Source organism: Streptomyces sp. ICC1, assembly GCF_003287935.1.
GTDB classification, from domain to species: domain Bacteria; phylum Actinomycetota; class Actinomycetes; order Streptomycetales; family Streptomycetaceae; genus Streptomyces; species Streptomyces tritrimontium.
Genome location: NZ_CP030287.1, coordinates 5874167 through 5895133 on the forward strand (window position 1 = coordinate 5874167; position 20967 = coordinate 5895133).

Below are 20967 nucleotides of genomic sequence, written 5' to 3' on the forward strand. Positions count from 1 at the left end.
TTCGGCGCCGTGGGGGGCGGGGTGGGTCGGGGCGGTCGCGCAGCGGGCGTGCCGTCAGTGCGGCAGGGTCGCCGGGGAGCCGCCGTTCGCCTCGTAGCCGGCGACCGCCAGGGCGCGGTAGACCGCGTACGAGGCCGCCGGGTCCTGGTCGGCCGACCAGGGCAGGGCGCCCACGTAGCCGTCGACGTGCCGGACCTGGTCCATCGCCTCGGCCCAGCGCTCGCCGCCGACCAGGAACAGCAGCAGCAGGTGCCGTACGTGCGCCAGCATCGGGTCGTCGGCCCGCGCGCTGTGGACCGCGTACAGCGCGCCCTCCACCGCGCGGGTCACGGCCGCGCTCTGGTGGAAGCTGCGGATCAGGACCACCTCGGGGACGTGCTCGTACAGCGCGAACAGCGGCAGCGCCGCCAGCAGCGAGCCCCGCGGGGCACGGGCGGCCGCGTGGTGGGTGAAGGCGTCGGCCTTCTCCCGGGAGCCGTGCCACTTCGCGCACCAGTAGTTCAGCGCGGCCAGGTGCGCGCCCATGTGCTGCGGCGCCCGGTCGACGATCAGCGCCCACAGCACGTCGTACTCGGCCTCCGAGTAGTGCAGCATCCGGGCGACGGCCAGCTCGATGATGTACGGGACCGGGTCGCCGGGGGCGAGCAGCGCGGCCGCGCGGCAGGAGTCGCGGGCCTCCTCCGCGATGATCCGGACGTCGGCGTCGCTCATGCCCTCCGGGCGCCGCCACATCTGCTGCGCCAGCAGCTCGGCGTGCACCTGCGCACCGCCCGCGTCCTTCGGAGCCTCCAGCCGCCACGCCTTCAGCCACCGCGCGCCCGCCCCGGGCTCACGGGAGAGTTCGAGGGCGGCCGAGCCGGCGAAGGCCTGGACGCGCTGCCAGCGCACCTCGCCGTCCTTCGGGGTGCCGGCCAGCAGCTGGGAGGCGGCCTGCCACTGGCCGGTCCGCTGCACGTTGGACAGGGCGTCCATCAGGTCTTGGTCGGGGCCGGGGATCCGGATGTCGAGCTCCTCCTGGCGGGCGAATCCGTAGTCCGAGGGGTCGGCGGCGTCGGGGCTGCCGGGCGCGACGAGGCGCAGGCCACCGCGCCTGCGCCGTACGTACGGCGCGATGACCGCCGCGAGCAGGCCGATCGCGAACAGGAACCACAGAATCTCCATGCCCCCAGCGAACCAGACGCACCCGCACGAAGGCCAATAGGGGGCCACGGGACGGCGGGATCCGGGGCCGCGCCGGGGCCGGACGGGGCATAGCATCGGGCCATGAGCGACGACAGCCACGAGCACCAGAGCTTCGAGACCCGCGCCATCCACGCGGGCAATACGGCGGACCCGCAGACCGGTGCGGTCGTGCCCCCGATCTACCAGGTCTCCACGTACAAGCAGGACGGCGTCGGCGGACTGCGCGGCGGCTACGAGTACAGCCGCAGCGGCAACCCGACCCGGACCGCGCTGGAGGACAACCTCGCGGCGCTGGAGGGCGGCCGGCGCGGCCTCGCCTTCGCGTCCGGGCTCGCCGCCGAGGACTGCCTGCTGCGCACGCTGCTTTCGCCGGGCGACCACGTGGTCATCCCGAACGACGCCTACGGCGGCACCTTCCGCCTCTTCGCGAAGGTCGTCTCCCGCTGGGGCGTCGAGTGGTCGGTGGCCGACACCTCCGACCCGGCGTCGGTGCGCGCGGCGATCACCCCGAAGACCAAGGTCATCTGGGTCGAGACCCCCTCCAACCCGCTGCTCGGCATCACCGACATCGCCGTCGTCGCCGACATCGCGCGGACGGCCGGCGCCAAGCTGGTCGTCGACAACACCTTCGCGTCCCCCTACCTGCAGCAGCCCCTCGCGCTCGGCGCGGACGTGGTCGTGCACTCGCTGACCAAGTACATGGGCGGCCACTCCGACGTCGTCGGCGGCGCGCTCGTCACCGCCGACGCGGCGCTGGGCGAGGAACTGGCCTACCACCAGAACGCGATGGGCGCCGTGGCCGGGCCCTTCGACTCGTGGATCGTGCTGCGCGGCATCAAGACGCTGGCCGTCCGGATGGACCGGCACGCGGAGAACGCGACGAAGGTCGCGGAGATGCTGACCCGCCACCCCAAGGTCCACAAGGTCCTCTACCCGGGCCTGCCCGAGCACCCGGGCCACGAGATCGCCGCCAAGCAGATGCGCAACTTCGGCGGCATGATCTCCTTCCAGGTCACCGGCGGCGAGGAGGAGGCGGTCGCGCTCTGCGCCCGCACCAAGATCTTCACCCTGGCCGAGTCCCTGGGCGGTGTCGAGTCCCTCATCGAGCACCCGGGCCGCATGACCCACGCCTCGGTGGCCGGTTCGGCGCTGGAGGTCCCGGCGGACCTGGTGCGCCTGTCGGTCGGCATCGAGAACGTCGACGACCTGCTGGCGGACCTCGCGCAGGCGCTGGGCTAGCAGCGAAGATCACCGGCGGGACCCGCCCGGACGGCCCCCTGGGGGAGCGTCTGGCGGGTCCCGTACGGGAGCGTCCGGCGGGTCCCGTGCGGGGAGCGTCCTACCAGGGCGGGGAGACCTCGCTCGACGGGGTCGTCCACGCGTGCGTCAGCGAGGCCCACACCACGAAGGCCACCACGAGCGTGGCCAGCAGGGTCCAGCCGATCCTGCGGACCACCGCGCGGCGCCGCAGCAGCCGGTCGCCGCGCGCCGCCGCGCCCGCCGCCAATCCGGCCGGCACCACGGGGTACGGGCCCTCCATGAGCTTCCTGACCTGGACTTCCTTGGGATCCGGGGGGCTCATGCGGCCTCCCGGCCGGGATCGGACCGGGTGGCGGAGTCCGCCCCGGGCGCACCGGCGGTCCGGGGGCGCAGCCCGGCCACGGCGCGGCCGCACAGCGCCCGCACCCGCTCGGGCGGCAGCCCCAGCTGGGCCGCCGTGACCTCCTCGGCCACCCCTTCGTAGATCCGCAGGACCAGCACGAGCCGTTCCAGCGGGCCCAGCGGCGCCAGCACCCCGCTGCCGCCGTGGTGGCGGCGGCCCGTGCGGGCGAAGGCGGCGCACAGCTCCTGGCGGGTGTGGTCGTACGGATCGTCCCCGCGCAGCCGGCGCCAGTTCGCGTACGTACGGGCCAGCGCGCCGCCGAGCAGTCCGCGCGCGGCGGGCGCGTCCTCCTCCGGCTCGGCCGTGAGGAGGATCGCGACACGCAGAAGCCGCCCCGCCGCACCCGCGACGAAGGCCTCGAACTCCGCGTAAGGGCCCGGCCCGTGGTCCACAGACCACATAGTGCGGCCTGCGGGACCACCCCGGTCAAGGGGTCGGTCGCACCCGGATCAGGAGGCGGGGCCGGCCTCGGAGACCGCCGACATCAGCTCGGACAGCGAGATGTTGAAACGGGTCAGCAGCGCGGTGAACGACTCGCGCTCCTCCTCGTTCCAGCCGTCCGTCACCCGGGCCATCAGCTCGCGCCGCGAGGAGCGGACCTCTTCCAGCCGCGCGAGCCCGCGCGCAGAGAGCGCGAGCACCACGGCCCGCCCGTCCTCCGGGTGCGAGGTCCGCTTGACCAGGCCGCTGTCGACGAGCGGCGCGACCTGCCGGGTCACCGTGGACGAGTCGATGCCCATGCCGCCGGCGAGCGCCTTGACGCCCATCGGGCCTTCCAGGTCGAGCCGGTTCAGCAGCAGGTACGCGGCCCGGTCCATGGAGTTGCGGGCCTGGCCGACCCCGCCCAGGCGGGTCTGCTCCGCGCGCCGGGCGAAGACCGCCACCTGGTGCTGGAGCGCGTCGAGGAGACCGGCTTCGGCGGGCGCGCCGGCCGGCGCGGGCAGGTCGGAACTGGCCGAGGTGGAGGGCATGGCCGTGAGCTCTCTTCGCATGGGGCCGACAAGGATGGGGGACAGAGTACGCGGCCGTGCGGCGGCTCGTACTCCTCGTACAAGAACTGATACGGCCCGTGTGGGAGCCCGGGCGCGGGCCGCCCCGGATGGCCGGATTTCGCCCGCCCGGGTCCCGCTCCCGGCCCCTTCGTCCTGCGCCGCGATCCACGCGGGCTGCGAGACTGGCCGCATGAACTACCGCGTGCCGCAGCCCGTCCCGCAGGTCATCCTCGACGACGTCCGGGGGGCCCAGAAGATGCTCTCCGGCGTCTCCCGGGTGACCGCGATGGAGGGCAGCCGGTACCTCACCTCACTCACCGGCTCACCCGTGCACCTGAAGTGCGAGAACCTCCAGCGCACCGGCTCCTTCAAGCTGCGCGGGGCGTACGTGCGCATCGCGGGCCTGCGCCCCGAGCAGCGCGCCGCCGGCGTCGTCGCCGCCAGCGCGGGCAACCACGCGCAGGGCGTGGCGCTCGCCTCCTCGCTCCTCGGGGTCCGCTCGACGGTGTTCATGCCGCTGGGGGCCCCGCTGCCGAAGGTGGCGGCGACCCAGGACTACGGCGCCGAGGTGCGGATGCACGGGCAGGTCGTGGACGAGACGCTGGCCGCCGCCCAGGAGTACGCGGAGCGCACCGGGGCCGTCTTCATCCACCCCTTCGACCACCGCGACATCATCGCGGGCCAGGGCACCGTCGGCCTGGAGATCCTGGAGCAGTGCCCGGAGGTCCGCACGATCCTGCTCGGCATCGGCGGCGGCGGGCTCGCGGCCGGTGTGGCGGTCGCGGTCAAGGCGCTGCGCCCGGACGTGCGGGTGATCGGCGTACAGGCGGCGGGCGCGGCCGCCTACCCGCCCTCGCTGAAGGCCGGGCACCCGGTGTCCGTCGACAACCCGGTCACGATGGCGGACGGCATCAAGGTCGGCCGCCCCGGCGACATCCCCTTCAGGATCATCGGGGAACTGCTCGACGACGTCCGCACGGTCTCGGAGGACGCCCTGTCCAGCGCCCTGCTGCTCTGCCTGGAGCGGGCGAAGATGGTCGTCGAGCCGGCCGGGTGCAGCCCGGTGGCCGCGCTGCTGAGCGAGCCCGAACGGTACGGCGACGGCCCGGTGGTGGCCGTCCTGTCCGGCGGCAACGTCGATCCGCTGCTCCTCCAGCGGATCCTGCGCCACGGCATGGCGGCGGCCGGCCGCTACCTGTCGCTGCGGCTGCGCGTGACCGACCGGCCGGGGGCGCTGGCCGGTCTGCTGGCGGTGTTGTCAGTGGTGGACGCGAACGTGTTGGACGTGAGCCACGTACGGACCGATCCGCGCCTCGGGCTCACGGAGGTGGAGGTGGAACTGCACCTGGAGACGAAGGGGCCCAAGCACTGCGCGGAGGTCGCGCGTTCGCTGCACAACGCCGGGTACAAGGTCATGAGCTAGAAATCCGTGGCGGCACGCGATATAGCGCGTTACGGTGGCGCCCGGACGGCGGGCTCCGGCCCCCGACCCTAGGATTTGCGTAGGAATAAGACGATTCTGCGACCCGATTCACTCTTGGGAGAATCCATATGCCAGGCGCCATCTACGCCGAAGGCCTGGTCAAGACCTTCGGTGATGTACGGGCTCTGGACGGCGTGGACCTCGATGTCCCCGAAGGCACCGTTCTCGGCCTGCTCGGCCCCAACGGCGCGGGCAAGACAACGACCGTGCGCGTCCTGACCACCCTGCTCCAGCCCGACAGCGGCAAGGCCGTCGTCGCGGGCATCGACGTCCTCAAGCACCCCAACGAAGTCCGCCGCGCGATCGGGCTCTCCGGCCAGTTCGCCGCCGTCGACGAGTACCTGACCGGCCGCGAGAACCTCCAAATGGTGGGCCAGCTCTACCAGATGAGCGCCAAGGCGGCCAAGGTCCGCGCCGCCGAACTGCTGGAGCGCTTCAACCTCGGCGACGCCGCGGACCGCACGGCCAAGACGTACTCCGGCGGCATGCGCCGGCGCCTCGACCTCGCCGCGGCCCTCGTGGTCAGCCCGCCCGTGATGTTCATGGACGAGCCCACCACCGGACTCGACCCGCGCAACCGCCAGGCGCTGTGGGGGATCATCCAGGAGCTCGTCGCGGGCGGCACCACCCTGCTGCTCACCACGCAGTACCTGGAGGAGGCCGACCACCTCGCGCACGACATCTGCGTCGTCGACCACGGCAAGGTCATCGCGCGCGGCACCTCCGACCAGCTCAAGGCCCAGACGGGCGGCGAGCGCGTCGAGGTCGTCGTGCACGAGCGCGAGCACATAGCCACCGCCCGCGAGGTCCTCACGGGGTTCGGCAAGGGCGAGACCACCGTCGAGGAGCACACCCGCAAGCTGACCGTCCCGGTCTCCGGCGGCGCCAAGCTGCTCGCCGAGGTCATCCGCGAACTGGACGGCCGCGGCATCGAGATCGACGACATCGGCCTGCGCCGTCCCACCCTGGACGACGTGTTCATCTCCTTGACCGGCCACGCCGCGGAGCTGGCGGCCGAGGAGAACGGCGAGGCGGCCCCCGCCGACGCGAAGTCCAAGGGCGGCCGCAAGGCCCGCAAGGAGGCGGCGAAGTGACCCTCACCTCCACGACCCCGGAACTGGCGGCGCCCCGCCCGCGCGGCGGCATCGTCCAGGGAGTCAGCGACTCCCTGGTCATGGCCAAGCGGAACCTGATCCGCATGTCCCGCATCCCCGAGATGATCATCTTCGGCGTGATCCAGCCGGTGATGTTCGTCGTCCTCTTCAGCTACGTCTTCGGCGGCTCGATCTCCGTCGGCGGCAACACCTCGCCCGCCGCCTACCGAGAGTTCCTGATGGCGGGCATCTTCGCCCAGACCGTCACCTTCGCCACGGCCGGCGCGGGCGCGGGCATCGCGGACGACATGCACAAGGGCCTCATCGACCGCTTCCGGTCGCTGCCCATGGCCCGCGGCGCGGTCCTGACCGGCCGCACCCTCGCCGACCTCGTGCAGACCACCCTCACGCTCGTCGTCCTGGCGGTCGTGGCGCTGCTCGTCGGCTGGCGCACCCACACCAACATCGGCGAGGTCCTGGGCGGCTTCGCCCTGCTGCTCCTGCTCGGCTACGCCTTCTCCTGGATCGGCGCCCTGATCGGCCTGTCGGTGCGCACCCCGGAGGCAGCCACCTCGGGCGGGCTGATCTGGCTCTTCCCGCTGACGTTCATCTCGAACGCCTTCGTCCCCTCCGACAACATGCCGACCTTCCTGCGGCACATCGCGGAGTGGAACCCCTTCAGCGCCACCGTCCAGGCGGCCCGCGAGCTCTTCGGGAACCTCCCGCCGGGCTACCCGACCCCCGAGGCCTGGCCGATGCAGCACCCGGTCATCGCGTCCATCCTCTGGTCGGTGCTGATCATCGTGGTCTTCCGCACGCTGGCGGTGCGCAAGTACCGCTCGGCGACGGCCTGACCACGCGGCGCCCGATCACGCCCCGCACAGCACTTCGCCCCGCCGGGCAGCAGCCCGGCGGGGCGAAATCCTGCGAAGGGGGTGATCAGCCGTTGAACGGCTTGACGTCAAGGATCTTGACCAAGGCCTTCTTGCCGTTCGGCAGCTCGTACTCGGCGTCCTCGCCGATCCTCTTGCCCATCACGCCGGTGCCCAGCGGCGACTGCGGGGAGTAGGTCTCGAAGTCCGAGGACGCGTACTCGCGCGAGGCCAGCAGGAACTCCATGGTGTCGTTCTCGTCACCGTCGAAGGCGATCTTGACGAGCGTGCCGGGGGCCACCTCGCCGTCGGAGGCGGGCGCGGTGCCGACCTTGGCCTTCTCCAGGAGCTGCGTCAGCTGGCGGATGCGGAGCTCCTGCTTGCCCTGCTCCTCCTTGGCCGCGTGGTAGCCGCCGTTCTCCCGGAGGTCGCCTTCCTCACGCGCCGCAGCGATCTTGATCGTGATCTCCGTGCGGGCGGGACCAGAGAGGTACTCCAGCTCGGCCCTCAGCTGGTCGTACGCCGCCTGGGTCAGCCAGGTGGCGCTCTCGCTCGTCTGGGTCACGGGTGCTCCTCGTCGGTACAGGGGACTACAAAAGCCGCCAGCGGCGGACGAAACCACGAGCCTAACAATTCGGGACGGGAAGGGGGAGGACACCAAGCGTGTGAAGTGCGTCAGGGCGCGGCGGCGGAGCCTGGAAAGGCGGCTCCACCGGAAGGAACGGCTCCGCGGCCCGGCGTGTTGCCCGGCCCGGCCGGTTCCCGTCCCCCGCTACTTCGCGGAGCCGGCCTCCCGGCAGCCGATCAGGTCGATCATCGTGGCCCGGCCGGTGGTCTTCAGCGTCACGACCTCGTCCACGCGCTCGTCCTTCTGCGCGAACGTGAAGTCGGCGCGGCCCACCTCGCCGTGCGCCTCGTCCTGCGAGCTCAGCGTGCACACCCCGGTGACCGAGGCGTCCTTGCGCACTTCGAGGTGCACCTCGACGGCGCTGTCGGAGACCACCTTGAACTTGATCACCTCGGCGCTGACGTTCTGCCCGCCGACGTAGTCCCAGCCGATCCAGCCGACCACGCCCAGCAGCCCGATGCCCAGCACCGAACCGACGATCTTGAGCTTGCGGTCCGCACGCTCGTCCGCCGACCGGCCGTAGCGGCCCTCGGGCAGCCCTTCGCGCACCGCACTCATCGATCGTTCCCTTCGAGATGCCCGAACACCGCCGAATTCCGGGGCGACCCCCCGGAATTTTTCCACCCCCCGATTCGGTCACTATAGGAGGCGTACGCCCTGACGACTCAAAGAGGATCCTGTCTTGACCGAGCAGCTTCGACTGATGGCCGTCCACGCCCACCCCGACGACGAGTCGAGCAAGGGCGCGGCCACCATGGCCAAGTACGTGTCCGAGGGGGTGTCCGTCCTGGTGGTGACCTGCACCGGCGGTGAGCGCGGCTCCGTCCTCAACCCCAAGCTCCAGGGCGACAAGTACATCGAGGAGAACATCCACGAGGTGCGCGCCAAGGAGATGGACGAGGCGCGCGAGATCCTCGGTGTCGACCAGGAGTGGCTGGGATACGTCGACTCCGGTCTGCCCGAGGGCGACCCGCTGCCCCCGCTGCCCGAGGGCTGCTTCGCCCTCGCGGACCTCGACGAGGCGGCCGGCAGCCTGGTGCGCAAGATCCGCGCCTTCCGGCCGCAGGTCATCACCACGTACGACGAGAACGGCGGCTACCCGCACCCCGACCACATCATGACCCACAAGATCTCGATGGCGGCCTTCGAGCACGCGGCCGACACCGAGAAGTACCCCGAGGCCGAGTTCGGCCCGGCGTACCAGCCGCGGAAGCTCTACTACAACCAGGGCTTCAACAAGCCGCGCACCGTCGCCCTGCACGAGGCGCTCCTCGCGCGCGGCATGGAATCCCCGTACGGGGAGTGGCTCGAGCGGTGGAAGGAGTTCCAGCGCGCCGAGCGGACGCTGACCACCCACGTGCCCTGCGGCGACTTCTTCGAGATCCGGGACAAGGCGCTCATCGCGCACGCCACGCAGATCGACCCGGACGGCGGCTGGTTCCGCGTGCCGATGGAGATCCAGCAGGACGTCTGGCCGACCGAGGAGTACGAGCTGGCGAAGTCGCTCGTGGACACTTCCCTCCCCGAGTCCGACCTCTTCGCGGGCATCCGGGAGAATGCGTAGCTATGAGCGCTACGCAGGCAGCACTGAACGAGCTTCTTCCGCTGGCGGGTGACACCTTCGACAAGGACAAGGTGACCCCCGGAATCCTGGGCTTCCTCGTGTTCGCGGCCCTCGCCCTCGGGGTGTGGGGCCTGATGAAGTCGATGAGCCGGCACATGGGCCGGGTCGACTTCAAGGAAGCCCCGGAGCCCACCCCGGGGGACGGTACGCGCACCCCGTAGGGGCCCGCGGCGCCCGTACGCCGCTTCGTGCGACCGCCGCCCGGCCGGCAACCGGCAGGGCGGCGGCTTCCGCACGCGCACAGGGGGCACGGCCTAGTGCGGGGGAAGCGGGACCGCGATCCCCATGATCTCCCGCGAGTGCAGGTTCGGGACGAGCGACAGCCGCCACGCCTGCCAGCCCTCCGACGGGTCGACCCCGCGCGCCAGGATCACCGCGTAGGACTCCAGGCAGTCCTCCAGCCGCCCGTCCCGCATCGGGTGCGGGGCCGCCGCCAGCCGCGCCAGCTCCGTGCGCGCCTCGTCCGCCTCCCCCGGGAGCGAGTACGGCAGGAGCGTGCAGCGCAGGAAGCGCGCCCAGTCCTCCCCGCGCCGGTCCCCGTAGGAGATGAACAGCCGCACCGCCTCCTCGCACAGGCCCACCGCCTGCGCCACGCGCGCGTTGCCCGCGTCCACCACCGCCAGCTCCAGGCAGGTCCAGGCCTCCCCGTGGGCCAGCCCGATCCGCCGGAAGTCCGCCCGCGCGTCCATCAGGAGCTGCCGGGCGAAGCCGGAGTTCTTCAGGTTCCCCGTCTGCGCCGCCCGCTGGTCGCGCGTCACCCGGCCCGAGTGGTGGCGGGCGTGCGCGAGCCCGTACACGTCCCGCATCCGCGAGAACATCGTGCGGGCCCGCTCCAGCTCCCGCACCGCCCGGTCGCGCTCCCCGGCCTCCTCCAGCGCCTGCCCGAGGTAGTACAGGGTCCACGCCTCGCCGCGCGCGTCCTCCGCCTCCCGGTGGCGGGCCAGCGCGTCGCGCAGCCGCTCCAGCGCCGGACCCGGATCCCCGTCGACGACCCGGGCCCGCCCCAGCTGGGTCAGCGCCCAGGCCTGGCCGCGGTCGTCGCGCGTGCGCCCGTACAGCTCCAGGGCCAGGCGCAGCTCCGCCTCCGCGCGCCCCACCTCGCCCAGGCGCAGGTACACCTGGCCGAGCTGGAGGTGCGCCCAGGCCTCGCCGTGCACGCTCTCGCTCTCGCGGTGCAGGACCAGGGACTCGCGCAGCAGCCGCAGCGCCTCCGCGAGGTTCGCGCGGTCGCGCTCGACCGAGCCCAGCGCGTGCAGGGCCCACGCCCGGTCGCCGGCCAGCTCGGGCGGAGCCTGGAGCACGAGCGCCTCGCGGATCCGGGCCGAGGCCTCGGGCAGGTTGCCCTGGTGGTGCAGGGTGATGCCGAGCGAGACCAGGGCCATGCCCGCGCCGGCCTCCTGATGTGCCTCCATGTACTGGTCGACCACCGAGGTCAGGGTGGTGCGGGCCTTGTCGAGCTCACCGAGCTGGCGGGCCGCGATGCCCGTACGCCACTGCACCGAGCGGCTCAGCCGGCCCGGCTGCCCCGGCCGGCCGGCCTCCCCCTGCTGGCCCGCCTCGACGGCCTGCGTCAGCTCGTTGATCTCACCGAGCCGGTACAGGTCTCCGCGCAGCAGGCAGAAGTCGCAGAGCGCGCCCAGCAGGTCGAGCACCGCCTGCTGGTCCACGCCCTCCGAATGCCGCAGCGCCGCCGTGATGAAGCTCGACTCGTCGTCCAGCCAGCGCAGCGCCGTGTCGAGGGAGGCGAAGCCGTGGCTCCCGAAGTGGTTGGCGCGCGTGGACATCTTCCCGTCGACCATGCGGATCACGGAGTCGGCGAGCTGCGCGTACGTCCGGATCAGCCGCTCGTGCGCCGCCGCGGCCCCGGCCCGGTCCTCGTCGCGCGCCAGCCGGGCCGCCGCGTACGAGCGCACCGCGTCGTGCATCCGGAAGCGGTCCCCGCGCACGTGGTCCAGCAGCCCCGCCCGGGACAGCTCGCGCAGCAGCCGCCCGGCCTCCGCCTGGTCCGCGTCGATCAGCGCCGCCGCCGCGGCCGCGCCGAGCGAGGCCCGGCCGGCCAGGGTCAGCCGGCGCAGCAGCCGGCGCCGCTCCTCGGGCAGGGCCGCGTAGGCGAGGTCGAGCGCGGCGTCCAGGGAGTCCCCGGCGCCGCCCGCGCCCGCGCCCGCGCCCGCCGCGTCCTTGGCCGCCGCGGACTCGGCCCCCTCGGCGTCCGCGGGGCCCTCGGCGGCCGACAGGCCCTCGGGGCGCCGCGCGGTCCCGAGGGGGGCCAGTACGCGCAGCGCCAGCGGCAGCCCCGCACCCAGCGCGAGCAGCCCCCGCAAGGTCTCCTCGCAGCGGCGGTCGCCGGGTCCTCCGCGGCAGCGGCGTCGGCGGCGGTGTCGCTCACAAGGTGCTCCAGTCCTGATCGGGGTAGCGGTGGACGGGCGCCGAGACGTCGTCCAGTGCTCGGCGGATCTCCTCCGGAAGACTAAGGGCCTCCACCGACAGGGCCGCCCCGAGCTGCGCCGACGTGCGCGCGCCGATGACCGGGGCGGCCACCCCCGGGCGGTCGCGCACCCACGCCAGGGCCACCTGGAGCGGGGTCACCGCCAGGCCGTGGGCGGCCGTCGCCACCGCGTCCACGATCCGGCGCGCCGCCTCGTCCAGGTAAGGCTCCACGAAGGCGGACAGGGTCTCCGAGGCGCCCCGGGAGTCCGCCGGGATGCCGGACCGGTACTTGCCCGTCAGGACGCCCCGGCCGAGGGGGGAGGAGGGGAGGAGGGAGACGCCGAGGTCCAGCGCCGCCGGCAGGACCTCCCGCTCCACGCCCCGCTGGAGCAGGGAGTACTCCATTTGCGTCGACGCCAGCCGGGTCCGTACTCCCGGCGCCGCGAGCTGCCAGGTCGCCGCCTTCGCCAGCTGCCAGCCGCTGAAGTTCGACACGCCCGCGTACCGCGCCCGCCCGCTGCTCACCGCGATGTCCAGCGCCTGGAGGGTCTCCTCCATGGGGGTCCAGGGATCGAAGGCGTGGACCTGCCAGAGATCGACGTAGTCCGTGTCCAGGCGGGCCAGGGAGTCGTCCAGCGCGGCCAGCAGGTGGCCGCGCGAGCCGTCGAATCGGCGGTCCGGGTCCGCGACCCCGCCGGCCTTCGTCGCGATCACCAGGTCCCGCCGCGACACGACGGAACCGATCAATTGTCCGAGGAGGTACTCCGCCTCCCCGCCCCCGTACACGTCGGCGGTGTCGACGAGCGTGCCGCCCGCGTTCCAGAACGTCTTCAACTGCGCGGCCGCTTCCGCCTCGTCCGGTCCGTCCGCCGACCGGCCCCAGGTCAGTGTGCCGAGACCGATCCGGGAGACGCGCAGTCCGGTGCGGCCGAGATGCCTCTGCTCCATGGGCGCTGAGACTACTGGGGCGCTGACGCGGGGCACCCGGGCGCGCTACAGTCCCCGCAGACCTACGTTACTGATGGGTAAACCGGTAAGGGGACGACACATGCGGCTCGGCATCAATCTCGGCTACTGGGGCGCTGGCATGGACGCCGACAACCTCGCCGTCGCGCAGGAGGCCGACCGGCTCGGCTACGACGTCTGCTGGGCCGCGGAGGCCTACGGCTCGGACGCGCCGACCGTCCTGGCCTGGGTCGCCGCCCAGACCGAGCGGATCGACGTCGGCTCGGCGATCCTCCAGATCCCGGCCCGCCAGCCGGCGATGACGGCCATGACGGCCGCCACCCTCGACTCCCTCACCAAGGGCCGCTTCCGGCTCGGCCTCGGCGTCTCCGGACCGCAGGTGTCCGAGGGCTGGTACGGCGTCAAGTTCGACAAGCCGCTCGCCCGGACCCGCGAGTACGTGGAGATCGTCCGCAAGGCGATGAGCCGCGAGCGGCTGTCCTACGAGGGCGAGCACTGGACCCTGCCGCTGCCCGACGGCCCGGGCAAGCCGCTGAAGCTGACCGTGCACCCCGAGCGCGAGCACATCCCGCTCTACATCGCCGCCATCGGGCCCAAGAACCTGGAGCAGACCGGCGAGATCGCCGACGGCGCGCTGCTGATCTTCCCGGCCGCCGAGCACCTGGAGGCCACCGCGCTCACGCACATCCGGGCGGGCCGCGAGAAGGCCGGGCTGACGATGGACGGCTTCGACGTCTGCCCGACCGTGCCGCTGGCCCTCGGCGACGACGTGAACGCGCTCGCCGACATGTTCCGCCCGTACACCGCCCTGTACGTGGGCGGCATGGGCAGCCGGAAGCAGAACTTCTACAACCAGCTCGCCCGGCGCATGGGCTACGAGAAGGAAGCCGCCGAGGTCCAGGACAAGTACCTGTCGGGCGACAAGCAGGGCGCGGCCGCCGCGATCCCGCACTCGCTGATCGACTCCACCACCCTGCTGGGGCCGGTCGAGCGCATCGCGGACGGGATGCGGGCCTACGCGGAGGCCGGGGTCACCACCCTGACGCTCGCCCCCGCCGGATTCACCCTGGAGGAGCGGATCGCCGCCCTGCGGGCCGGCACCGAGGCCATGGAGCGTGCGGGCCTCGCCTGACCGGTCCCCTTCCGGTGACGGGTTCTGCGGCCGTGGTGGGGGCTCGGGGGGTCTTCCCCGCCACGGCCGACACAGCCAACAACGCGCGGCGGGCCCGCGGGGTTACGCCCCCGGGCCCACCGGTCGGGGTCGTTCATTCGGGCGAGTCGGGGGCGCACCCGGTTGCCCGGCCCGCGAATCGGCTTTTGACTCGACGTATGCTCTCTGCGCGCAGCCTGTTCCAGGAGATCGTCGAGGACGACGGGTCCTTCCAGCTGTTCTGCTCCATCGCCGCCGGCGGCGAGTCCCAGGGCGGCTGGGAGAACGCCCGGATCGCGGCCCTGGTCCCCGACTCCATGCGCGACCTCGCGCCCAAGATCACCCGGCACGGGGCCGACGAGGACAAGCACGGCCGGATCTTCAACGCGCTGCTCCGCAAGCGCGGCCTGGCCCCCGTCCCCGTCCCGCCCGAGACCGACTACACGATGCTGCTGGAGCGCCGCGGCATCGGGCTGAGCCACGAGAAGCTGCGCGGCGAGCGGGCCCTGAGCGAGGAGGACATCGTCGTCTACCTCTCCCACAGCCGGGTCACCGAACAGCGCGCCGCCGACCAGATGATCATGCTGGTCCGGTACTTCGGGGACCACCCCGAGCTCGGCAAGGCCATCCGCATGATCGGTGCGGACGAGGACAACCACCTGGCGTACTGCCACGAGGAACTGCTCCGCCTCGCCCGCGCCGGCCACGGCCGCACCATCCACCGGGTGCTGCGCGAGTGCGCGCTCGCCGAGATCGGCGTGTACCGGGACGTGAGCCTCGCCGTCATGGGCCGCATGGGGCGCCTGCTGGGCTGGCCCGCGCCGAAGGCGGCCGCGCTCGCCGCCGGGATCCGCGGGATGTACGCGTACGAGCGGTTCAGCGGCTGGCACCGGATGGTGGACCTGCGCCGGCCGGAGCGCGGCGACCCGCTGGGCGGTCCCGCCACGACCGCGCCCGAGTTCGCGTAGTGCCCGCAACGGGCCCGCCGCCCCGCCGCGGCGGCCCCCTCAGAGCCAGCCGCGCCGCTTGAACATCCGGTGCAGGCCCAGGCACAGGCCCAGCATCACCGCGACGACCGCCGGATAGCCCCACCGGTGCCTGAGCTCCGGCATGTGGTCGAAGTTCATCCCGTAGATCCCCGCCACCATGGTCGGGACCGCCGCCATGGCCGCCCAGGCCGAGATCTTGCGCATGTCGTCGTTCTGCCGGACGCCCATTTGCGCCAGGTGCGCGGCCAGCGCGTCCGAGAGCAGCCGGTCCAGGCCCTCGATGTACTCGTTCGCCTTGGTCAGGTGGTCGGCGACGTCACGGAAGAACGGCTGGGCGTGCTCGTGCACGAACGGCACGTCCCCGAAGGCGAGCCGGTCCATCGGCTGCAGCAGCGGGCTGGTGGCCCGGCGGAACTCCAGGACCTGCCGCTTGAAGGAGTAGATCCGCGCCGCGGTGTTCTTGGTGTCCGCGGAGTTCGGCGAGAACACCTCCGCCTCCAGCTCCTCCAGGTCCGCCTGGAGCTCGGCGGCCACCTCGATGTAGTGGTCCACCACCGCGTCCGAGACCGCGTACAGCACCGCCGTCGGACCGTGCCTCAGCACCTCGGGATCCTGCTCCAGCCGGTGGCGCACCGCGGCCAGCGCGGCCCCCTCGCCGTGCCGGACCGTGACCACGAAGGAGTCGCCGATGAAGACCATCAGCTCGCCCGTGGTCACCCGGTCCGCGTCGTCGTCGTACAGCACCGGCTTGAGGACCACGAAGAGCGAATCGTCGTAGACCTCCAGCTTCGGCCGCTGGTGGGCGGTCAGCGCGTCCTCCACCGCCAGCGGGTGCAGCCCGAACTCCTGGCTGACGTGCTCGAATTCCTTCTCCGTCGGCTCGTGCATGCCGACCCAGAGGAAGGCGTCGCCGGTGGCCCGCGCCTGGTCCAGGGCATCCGAGAAGTCCTCGGGCGCCTCGGAGCGGCGGCCGTTCCGGTACATCGCGCAGTCCACTATCACCCGGGCATTGTTCCCTGCCCGGAGCCCGCCCGCACACCGGCCGGGCCGCATAGGGTGACCGCATGGCCACGCTGATCCTCGTACGACACGGGCGGTCCACCGCCAACACCGCAGGGCTCCTCGCCGGCTGGACCCCGGGAGTGGGCCTGGACGAACACGGCGCCGGGCAGGCCGCGGCGCTGCCCGGCCGCCTCGCCGGCGTCCCGCTCGCCGCCGCCGTCACCAGCCCGCTGCAGCGGTGCGCCGAAACCCTGGCCCCGCTCCTCGCCGACCGGCCCGGACTCGCGCTCCACACCGACGAGCGGATCGGCGAGTGCCACTACGGAGACTGGTCGGGCCGCAAACTCTCCGAGCTGTCCGAAGAACCGCTGATGCGCATCGTCCAGCAGCACCCCTCGGCCGCCGCCTTCCCCGGCGGCGAGTCCATGCGGGCCATGCAGACCCGCGCCGTGGACTGCGTGCGCGAGTGGAACGCGCGGATCGACGAGGAGCACGGCAGCGACGCCGTCTTCCTGATGTGCTCGCACGGCGACATCATCAAGTCGATCGTCGCCGACGCCCTCGGCATGCACCTGGACCTCTTCCAGCGGATCCACGTGGACCCCTGCTCGGTCACCGCGATCCGCTACACGCCCACCCGGCCGTTCCTGCTCCGGCTCGGCGACACCGGGGACTTCGCCTCGTTCGCGCCCCGCGAAACGGCGGCGCCGGACAAAGGGGCCGAAGACGGCGGCGACGCGGTCGTGGGGGGCGGCGCGGGCGCGGTGTGATCGAACGGAGCAGTAGGGTGGACGGGCCAACACATGGGCGCAGCCCTGCCCCTGCTGCCGAGACTTGGAGACTGGACGTGCCCCGTCAGGTGTTCCTCTACGACCCGCCGGACCGCTTCGTGGCCGGCACGGTCGGTCTGCCTGGCCGCCGTACCTTCTTCCTCCAGGCCTCCACCGGCCCCCGCGTCACCAGCGTCTCCCTGGAGAAGACCCAGGTCGCGGCGCTCGCCGAGCGGATGGACGAACTGCTGGACGAGGTCGTACGGCGCACCGGGGGCAATGCCCCCGTCCCGGCCGTCGCCCCCGCCGAGGCCACCGACACGGCACCCCTGGACGTCCCCGTCGACGAGGAGTTCCGCGTCGGCACCATGGCCCTGGCCTGGGACGGCGAGGACCAGCGCATGATCGTCGAAGCGCAGGCCCTCGTGGAGCTCGACGCGGACTCCGAGGAGGACCTCGCCGAGGCCGAGGAACGGCTGCTCCAGGACGAGGAGAACGGCCCGCCGATGCTGCGCGTGCGGCTCACCGGCGCCCAGGCCCGGGCGTTCACCAAGCGCGCCCTGGACGTGGTCAACGCCGGCCGGCCGCCGTGCCCGCTGTGCAGCCTGCCGCTCGACCCGGAGGGGCACGTCTGCCCCCGCCAGAACGGCTACCGGCGCCAGGCGTGAACGCCACGGGGGAGCTCGAAGCGCTGCTGGCCCACGGGGAGCTCACGGTCGTCGGCCGGATCCGCGAGGCGTCCAACGCCGTCCTGCGGTGCACCGTCACCCACGAGGGCGTGAGCGCCGACTGCGTGTACAAACCGGTCAAGGGCGAGCGCCCGCTGTGGGACTTCCCCGACGGCAACCTCGCCCGGCGCGAGGTCGCCGCCTACCTGATCTCCGAGGCCACCGGCTGGGGGCTGGTCCCCCCGACCGTGCTGCGCGAGGGACCGTACGGCGAGGGCATGGTCCAGCAGTGGATCGACACCGGGGAGTCCCCGGAGGCCGGCCTGCTCGCGCTCGTGGAGGGCGAGGAAGCCGGGGACGGCTGGCGACCCGTCGCCTTCGCCGAGGTCGGGGAGGGCCGCACCGCGCTCCTCGTCCACGCCGACGACGAACGCCTGCGCCGCCTCTCCGTCCTCGACGCCGTGATCAACAACGGCGACCGCAAGGGCGGCCACCTGCTCCCCGCGCCCGACGGCCGGCTCTACGGCATCGACCACGGAGTGACCTTCCACACCGAGGACAAGCTGCGCACCCTGCTGTGGGGCTGGGCCGGCGAGCCGCTGACCGGGGAGGCACGCTCCGTGCTGGGCGACCTGGAGGCCGCGCTGACCCCTGGAGAGCCCCTCGCCACCCGGCTGGCCGAACTGGTCACCACGGCCGAGCTGGCCGCCGTACGGGGCCGGGTGGACCTCCTGCTGCGCACCGGGACGCACCCGCAGCCCTCCGGGCAGTGGCCCGCGATCCCGTGGCCGCCGGTCTGATCCCGACCGTCCCCGTACACATAGAACCGGCCATGGCGCAAGAGTGCCGATCAGGACAACAGTGCAGGTCCGGTTCGTTTTCGGAACACCCGTCCGGTTACGCTCGACGCATGCATGCCTGGCCCGCTTCTGAGGTCCCCGCCCTGCCTGGCAAGGGCCGCGACCTCCAGATCCACGACACCGCGACCCAAGGGACGATCACCCTCGCCCCCGGTCCCGTCGCCCGTATCTACGTGTGCGGGATCACCCCGTACGACGCGACCCACATCGGGCACGCGGCGACCTACAACGCGTTCGACCTCGTGCAGCGCGTGTGGCTCGACACCAAGCGGCAGGTCATCTACGTCCAGAACGTCACGGACGTCGACGATCCACTGCTGGAGCGGGCGCTGCGCGACAACCAGGACTGGACCGAGCTGGCCGAGCGCGAGACCGCGCTCTTCCGCGAGGACATGACCGCCCTGCGGATGCTGCCCCCGCAGCACTACATCGGCGCCGTCGAGGCCATACCCGGCATCGTGCCGCTGGTCGAGCGGCTGCGGGACGCGGGCGCCGCCTACGAGCTCGACGGCGACGTCTACTTCTCCGTCGAGTCCGACCCGAACTTCGGCAAGGTCTCCAACCTGGACGCCGAGGCCATGCGCCTGCTCTCCGCCGAGCGGGGCGGCGACCCCGAGCGCGTGGGCAAGAAGAACCCCCTCGACCCGATGCTGTGGATGGCCGCGCGTCCGGGCGAGCCCAGCTGGGACGGCGGCTCGCTGGGCCGCGGCCGCCCCGGCTGGCACATCGAGTGCGTCGCCATCGCCCTCGACCACCTCGGGATGACCTTCGACATCCAGGGCGGCGGCTCCGACCTCGCCTTCCCGCACCACGAGATGGGCGCCTCGCACGCCCAGGTGCTGACGGGCGAGTTCCCGATGGCCAAGGCGTACGTACACGCCGGCATGGTCGCGCTGCACGGAGCGAAGATGTCGAAGTCCAAGGGCAACCTGGTCTTCGTGTCCGCCCTGCGGCGGGCCGGGGTGGACCCGGCGGCCATCCGCCTGGCCCTGCTCTCCCACCACTACCGCGCCGACTGGGAGTGGACGGACGCCGTCCTCGCCGAGGCCGTCGCCCGCCTGGAGCGCTGGCGCGCCGCCGTCTCCCGCCCGGACGGCATCGCGGCCGACGCCCTGGTCGAGGAGGTCCGCGAGGCCCTCGCCAACGACCTGGACGCCCCCGCGGCCCTGGCGGCCGTGGACCGCTGGGTCGAGCTCCAGATCGCCACGGACGGCGACGACGAGTCGGCCCCCGGCCTGGTCTCCCGCACGGTCGACGCCCTCCTCGGCGTGGCCCTGTAGCCCGCGCCGCCCGGACAGCACCGAAGCGCGCCCCGGCACCCGCCGGGGCGCGCTTCGCGCATCACCGCTTCGGTGCGGGCAGGTGGGCAGCACGTCGGCCACGGTTCACCGGCCGGCCACAGCAGGGGCCCGCCCACCGAGCTGTCGTGCACGGTGGGCGAACCCGGGCTCGGGTGCAGCCGGGTCGCGGTGGTTCAGGCCTCCGGCGGGGCTTCGTCCCCGTCCGCGGCCGAGGTTCCGTCAGCGGTCGCCGGCCCGTCCGCGTTCGCAGGCCCTTCCGCGGCCGCCGGCCCGTCCGCGGAAGGCGGTTCGGGCTCCGGCCCGGGCTTGCGCTTCGGCGGGCGGGTCAGGCCGCTGGAGGTGTCGCGGAGGTACGAACCGTCGCCGGGCTCCGGCGACGGACCCGCCGCCGGATCGCGGCGCCGCAGGTACCGCTCGAACTCCCGGGCGATCGCGTCGCCCGAGGCCTCCGGCAGATCGGCCGTGTCACGGGCCTCCTCCAGCGTCTGGACGTACTCCGCCACCTCGCTGTCCTCGGCCGCCAGTTGGTCCACGCCCACCTGCCACGCCCGCGCGTCCTCGGGGAGTTCGCCCAGCGGGATCCGGATGTCGATCAGATCCTCCAGCCGGTTGAGCAGCGCCAGGGTCGCCTTCGGGTTCGGCGGCTGGGACACGTAGTGCGGCACCGCCGCCCACAAGGACACCGCCGGCACCCCGGCATGGGTGCAGGCCTCCTGCAGGATCCCCACGATCCCGGTCGGGCCCTCGTACTTCGTCTCCTCCAGGTCCATCGTCCGCGCCAGATCGGCGTCCGACGTCACCCCGCTGACCGGCACCGGCCGGGTGTGCGGGGTGTCGCCCAGCAGCGCCCCCAGGATCACGACCATCTCCACGCCCAGCTCATGGGCGAAGCCGAGGATCTCGTTGCAGAACGACCGCCACCGCATGGACGGTTCGATCCCCCGCACGAGCACCAGGTCGCGCGGCTTGGCGCCGCCGATCCTGACGACCGACAGCCGGGTCGTCGGCCACGTGATCTTCCGTACCCCGTTGTCCAGCCACACCGTCGGCCGGTTGACCTGGAAATCGTAGTAGTCCTCGGCGTCCAGAGCCGCGAAGACCTCGCCCTTCCACTCCCGGTCCAAGTGTGCGACCGCACCGGAGGCCGCGTCACCCGCGTCGTTCCAGCCCTCGAACGCGGCCACCATGACCGGGTCGATCAGCTCGGGCACGCCCTCAAGCTCGATCACCCAGGTCTCCTTCCGAAGTTCCCTTGCGTACGTGGGTCAGCCTAAGCCTTGATGCGACGCCAGCCAC

The 20967-nt window shown here is 72.7% G+C and carries 21 protein-coding genes and 1 pseudogene; 12 read left to right on the forward strand and 10 right to left on the reverse strand.

Going from position 1 to position 20967, the window contains the following annotated elements:
- Positions 1 to 54: 54 nt before the first annotated feature.
- Entirely contained in the window at positions 55 to 1161 is a 1107-nt protein-coding gene (locus DRB96_RS27610) for a hypothetical protein (RefSeq protein ID WP_112450902.1), read from the reverse strand.
- Between the two features lie 102 nt (positions 1162 to 1263).
- On the opposite strand from DRB96_RS27610, the gene DRB96_RS27615 reads away from it, so the two are divergent.
- The gene (locus DRB96_RS27615; protein ID WP_112450903.1) at positions 1264 to 2421 is read left to right on the forward strand and encodes a cystathionine gamma-synthase; all 1158 of its coding nucleotides are present in this window, start codon (positions 1264 to 1266) and stop codon (positions 2419 to 2421) included.
- Positions 2422 to 2521: 100 nt separating this feature from the next.
- On the opposite strand, the gene DRB96_RS27620 is transcribed toward DRB96_RS27615, so the two are convergent.
- Genes DRB96_RS27620 through DRB96_RS27630 form a run of 3 tightly spaced genes read right to left on the reverse strand, consistent with a single transcriptional unit; the run spans position 2522 to position 3816 of the window.
- Complete coding sequence (locus DRB96_RS27620) at positions 2522 to 2764, reverse strand: hypothetical protein (protein ID WP_112450904.1); 243 nt, start codon at positions 2762 to 2764, stop codon at positions 2522 to 2524.
- Entirely contained in the window at positions 2761 to 3237 is a 477-nt protein-coding gene (locus tag DRB96_RS27625) for a sigma factor-like helix-turn-helix DNA-binding protein (protein WP_239516209.1), read from the reverse strand. Before DRB96_RS27625 ends, DRB96_RS27620 begins: the two co-directional genes overlap by 4 nt.
- Positions 3238 to 3294: 57 nt before the next feature.
- The gene (locus DRB96_RS27630; protein ID WP_112450906.1) at positions 3295 to 3816 is read right to left on the reverse strand and encodes a MarR family transcriptional regulator; all 522 of its coding nucleotides are present in this window, start codon (positions 3814 to 3816) and stop codon (positions 3295 to 3297) included.
- Positions 3817 to 4027: 211 nt separating this feature from the next.
- Here DRB96_RS27630 and ilvA point away from each other — a divergent pair, with 211 nt between their 5' ends.
- From ilvA to DRB96_RS27645, 3 genes are all read left to right on the forward strand, one after another.
- Positions 4028 to 5260, forward strand: coding sequence for a threonine ammonia-lyase (gene ilvA / locus DRB96_RS27635; protein WP_112450907.1), 1233 nt, complete (start codon positions 4028 to 4030; stop codon positions 5258 to 5260).
- Positions 5261 to 5388: 128 nt separating this feature from the next.
- Entirely contained in the window at positions 5389 to 6414 is a 1026-nt protein-coding gene (locus DRB96_RS27640; protein ID WP_112450908.1) for an ATP-binding cassette domain-containing protein, read from the forward strand.
- The gene (locus DRB96_RS27645) at positions 6411 to 7268 is read left to right on the forward strand and encodes an ABC transporter permease (RefSeq protein ID WP_112450909.1); all 858 of its coding nucleotides are present in this window, start codon (positions 6411 to 6413) and stop codon (positions 7266 to 7268) included. Before DRB96_RS27640 ends, DRB96_RS27645 begins: the two co-directional genes overlap by 4 nt.
- An 85-nt stretch (positions 7269 to 7353) precedes the next feature.
- On the opposite strand, the gene greA is transcribed toward DRB96_RS27645, so the two are convergent.
- The gene (gene greA / locus DRB96_RS27650) at positions 7354 to 7851 is read right to left on the reverse strand and encodes a transcription elongation factor GreA (RefSeq protein WP_112450910.1); all 498 of its coding nucleotides are present in this window, start codon (positions 7849 to 7851) and stop codon (positions 7354 to 7356) included.
- Positions 7852 to 8058: 207 nt separating this feature from the next.
- The gene (locus DRB96_RS27655; RefSeq protein ID WP_112450911.1) at positions 8059 to 8472 is read right to left on the reverse strand and encodes a DUF4307 domain-containing protein; all 414 of its coding nucleotides are present in this window, start codon (positions 8470 to 8472) and stop codon (positions 8059 to 8061) included.
- 124 nt (positions 8473 to 8596) lie between these two features.
- Between DRB96_RS27655 and mca the strand changes: the two genes are divergently transcribed.
- Positions 8597 to 9478, forward strand: a complete 882-nt coding sequence (gene mca, locus DRB96_RS27660; protein ID WP_112450912.1) for a mycothiol conjugate amidase Mca — start codon at positions 8597 to 8599, stop codon at positions 9476 to 9478.
- Positions 9479 to 9480: 2 nt separating this feature from the next.
- On the forward strand, positions 9481 to 9699 hold the full coding sequence (locus DRB96_RS27665; protein WP_112450913.1) for a hypothetical protein: 219 nt from the start codon (positions 9481 to 9483) through the stop codon (positions 9697 to 9699).
- A 93-nt stretch (positions 9700 to 9792) separates the two neighbouring features.
- On the opposite strand, the pseudogene DRB96_RS27670 reads toward DRB96_RS27665, so the two are convergent.
- Together DRB96_RS27670 and DRB96_RS27675 are read right to left on the reverse strand one after the other, a co-directional pair.
- Positions 9793 to 11694 (reverse strand): annotated as a pseudogene (locus DRB96_RS27670) (tetratricopeptide repeat protein); the annotation flags it as partial.
- A gap of 226 nt (positions 11695 to 11920) precedes the next feature.
- Positions 11921 to 12913 carry an aldo/keto reductase gene (locus tag DRB96_RS27675; RefSeq protein ID WP_112450914.1) on the reverse strand — a complete coding sequence of 331 codons (993 nt, stop codon included), beginning with the start codon at positions 12911 to 12913 and terminating at the stop codon, positions 11921 to 11923.
- 100 nt (positions 12914 to 13013) lie between these two features.
- On the opposite strand from DRB96_RS27675, the gene DRB96_RS27680 reads away from it, so the two are divergent.
- Positions 13014 to 14063, forward strand: a complete 1050-nt coding sequence (locus DRB96_RS27680) for an LLM class F420-dependent oxidoreductase (protein ID WP_112450915.1) — start codon at positions 13014 to 13016, stop codon at positions 14061 to 14063.
- Positions 14064 to 14260: 197 nt separating this feature from the next.
- Positions 14261 to 15049, forward strand: a complete 789-nt coding sequence (locus tag DRB96_RS27685) for a ferritin-like domain-containing protein (protein ID WP_112450916.1) — start codon at positions 14261 to 14263, stop codon at positions 15047 to 15049.
- Between the two features lie 39 nt (positions 15050 to 15088).
- Here the strand turns inward: DRB96_RS27685 and corA are convergent, their stop codons facing one another.
- Complete coding sequence (corA, locus tag DRB96_RS27690; RefSeq protein ID WP_112450917.1) at positions 15089 to 16123, reverse strand: magnesium/cobalt transporter CorA; 1035 nt, start codon at positions 16121 to 16123, stop codon at positions 15089 to 15091.
- Positions 16124 to 16134: 11 nt separating this feature from the next.
- On the opposite strand from corA, the gene DRB96_RS27695 reads away from it, so the two are divergent.
- The 4 genes from DRB96_RS27695 to mshC all read left to right on the forward strand — a co-directional run bounded on the left by DRB96_RS27695 (position 16135) and on the right by mshC (position 19650).
- Positions 16135 to 16842: a histidine phosphatase family protein gene (locus DRB96_RS27695; protein WP_112450918.1), complete on the forward strand. Its 708-nt coding sequence runs from the start codon at positions 16135 to 16137 to the stop codon at positions 16840 to 16842.
- Between the two features lie 77 nt (positions 16843 to 16919).
- Positions 16920 to 17510, forward strand: a complete 591-nt coding sequence (locus DRB96_RS27700; protein ID WP_112450919.1) for a DUF3090 domain-containing protein — start codon at positions 16920 to 16922, stop codon at positions 17508 to 17510.
- Positions 17474 to 18310: an SCO1664 family protein gene (locus DRB96_RS27705; protein WP_112453749.1), complete on the forward strand. Its 837-nt coding sequence runs from the start codon at positions 17474 to 17476 to the stop codon at positions 18308 to 18310. Before DRB96_RS27700 ends, DRB96_RS27705 begins: the two co-directional genes overlap by 37 nt.
- A 110-nt stretch (positions 18311 to 18420) precedes the next feature.
- Positions 18421 to 19650 (forward strand): cysteine--1-D-myo-inosityl 2-amino-2-deoxy-alpha-D-glucopyranoside ligase, encoded by a 1230-nt coding sequence (gene mshC / locus DRB96_RS27710; protein WP_112450920.1) that lies wholly within the window; start codon positions 18421 to 18423, stop codon positions 19648 to 19650.
- Positions 19651 to 19844: 194 nt separating this feature from the next.
- On the opposite strand, the gene DRB96_RS27715 is transcribed toward mshC, so the two are convergent.
- The gene (locus DRB96_RS27715; RefSeq protein WP_112450921.1) at positions 19845 to 20900 is read right to left on the reverse strand and encodes a PAC2 family protein; all 1056 of its coding nucleotides are present in this window, start codon (positions 20898 to 20900) and stop codon (positions 19845 to 19847) included.
- Between the last annotated feature and the right edge of the window lie 67 nt (positions 20901 to 20967).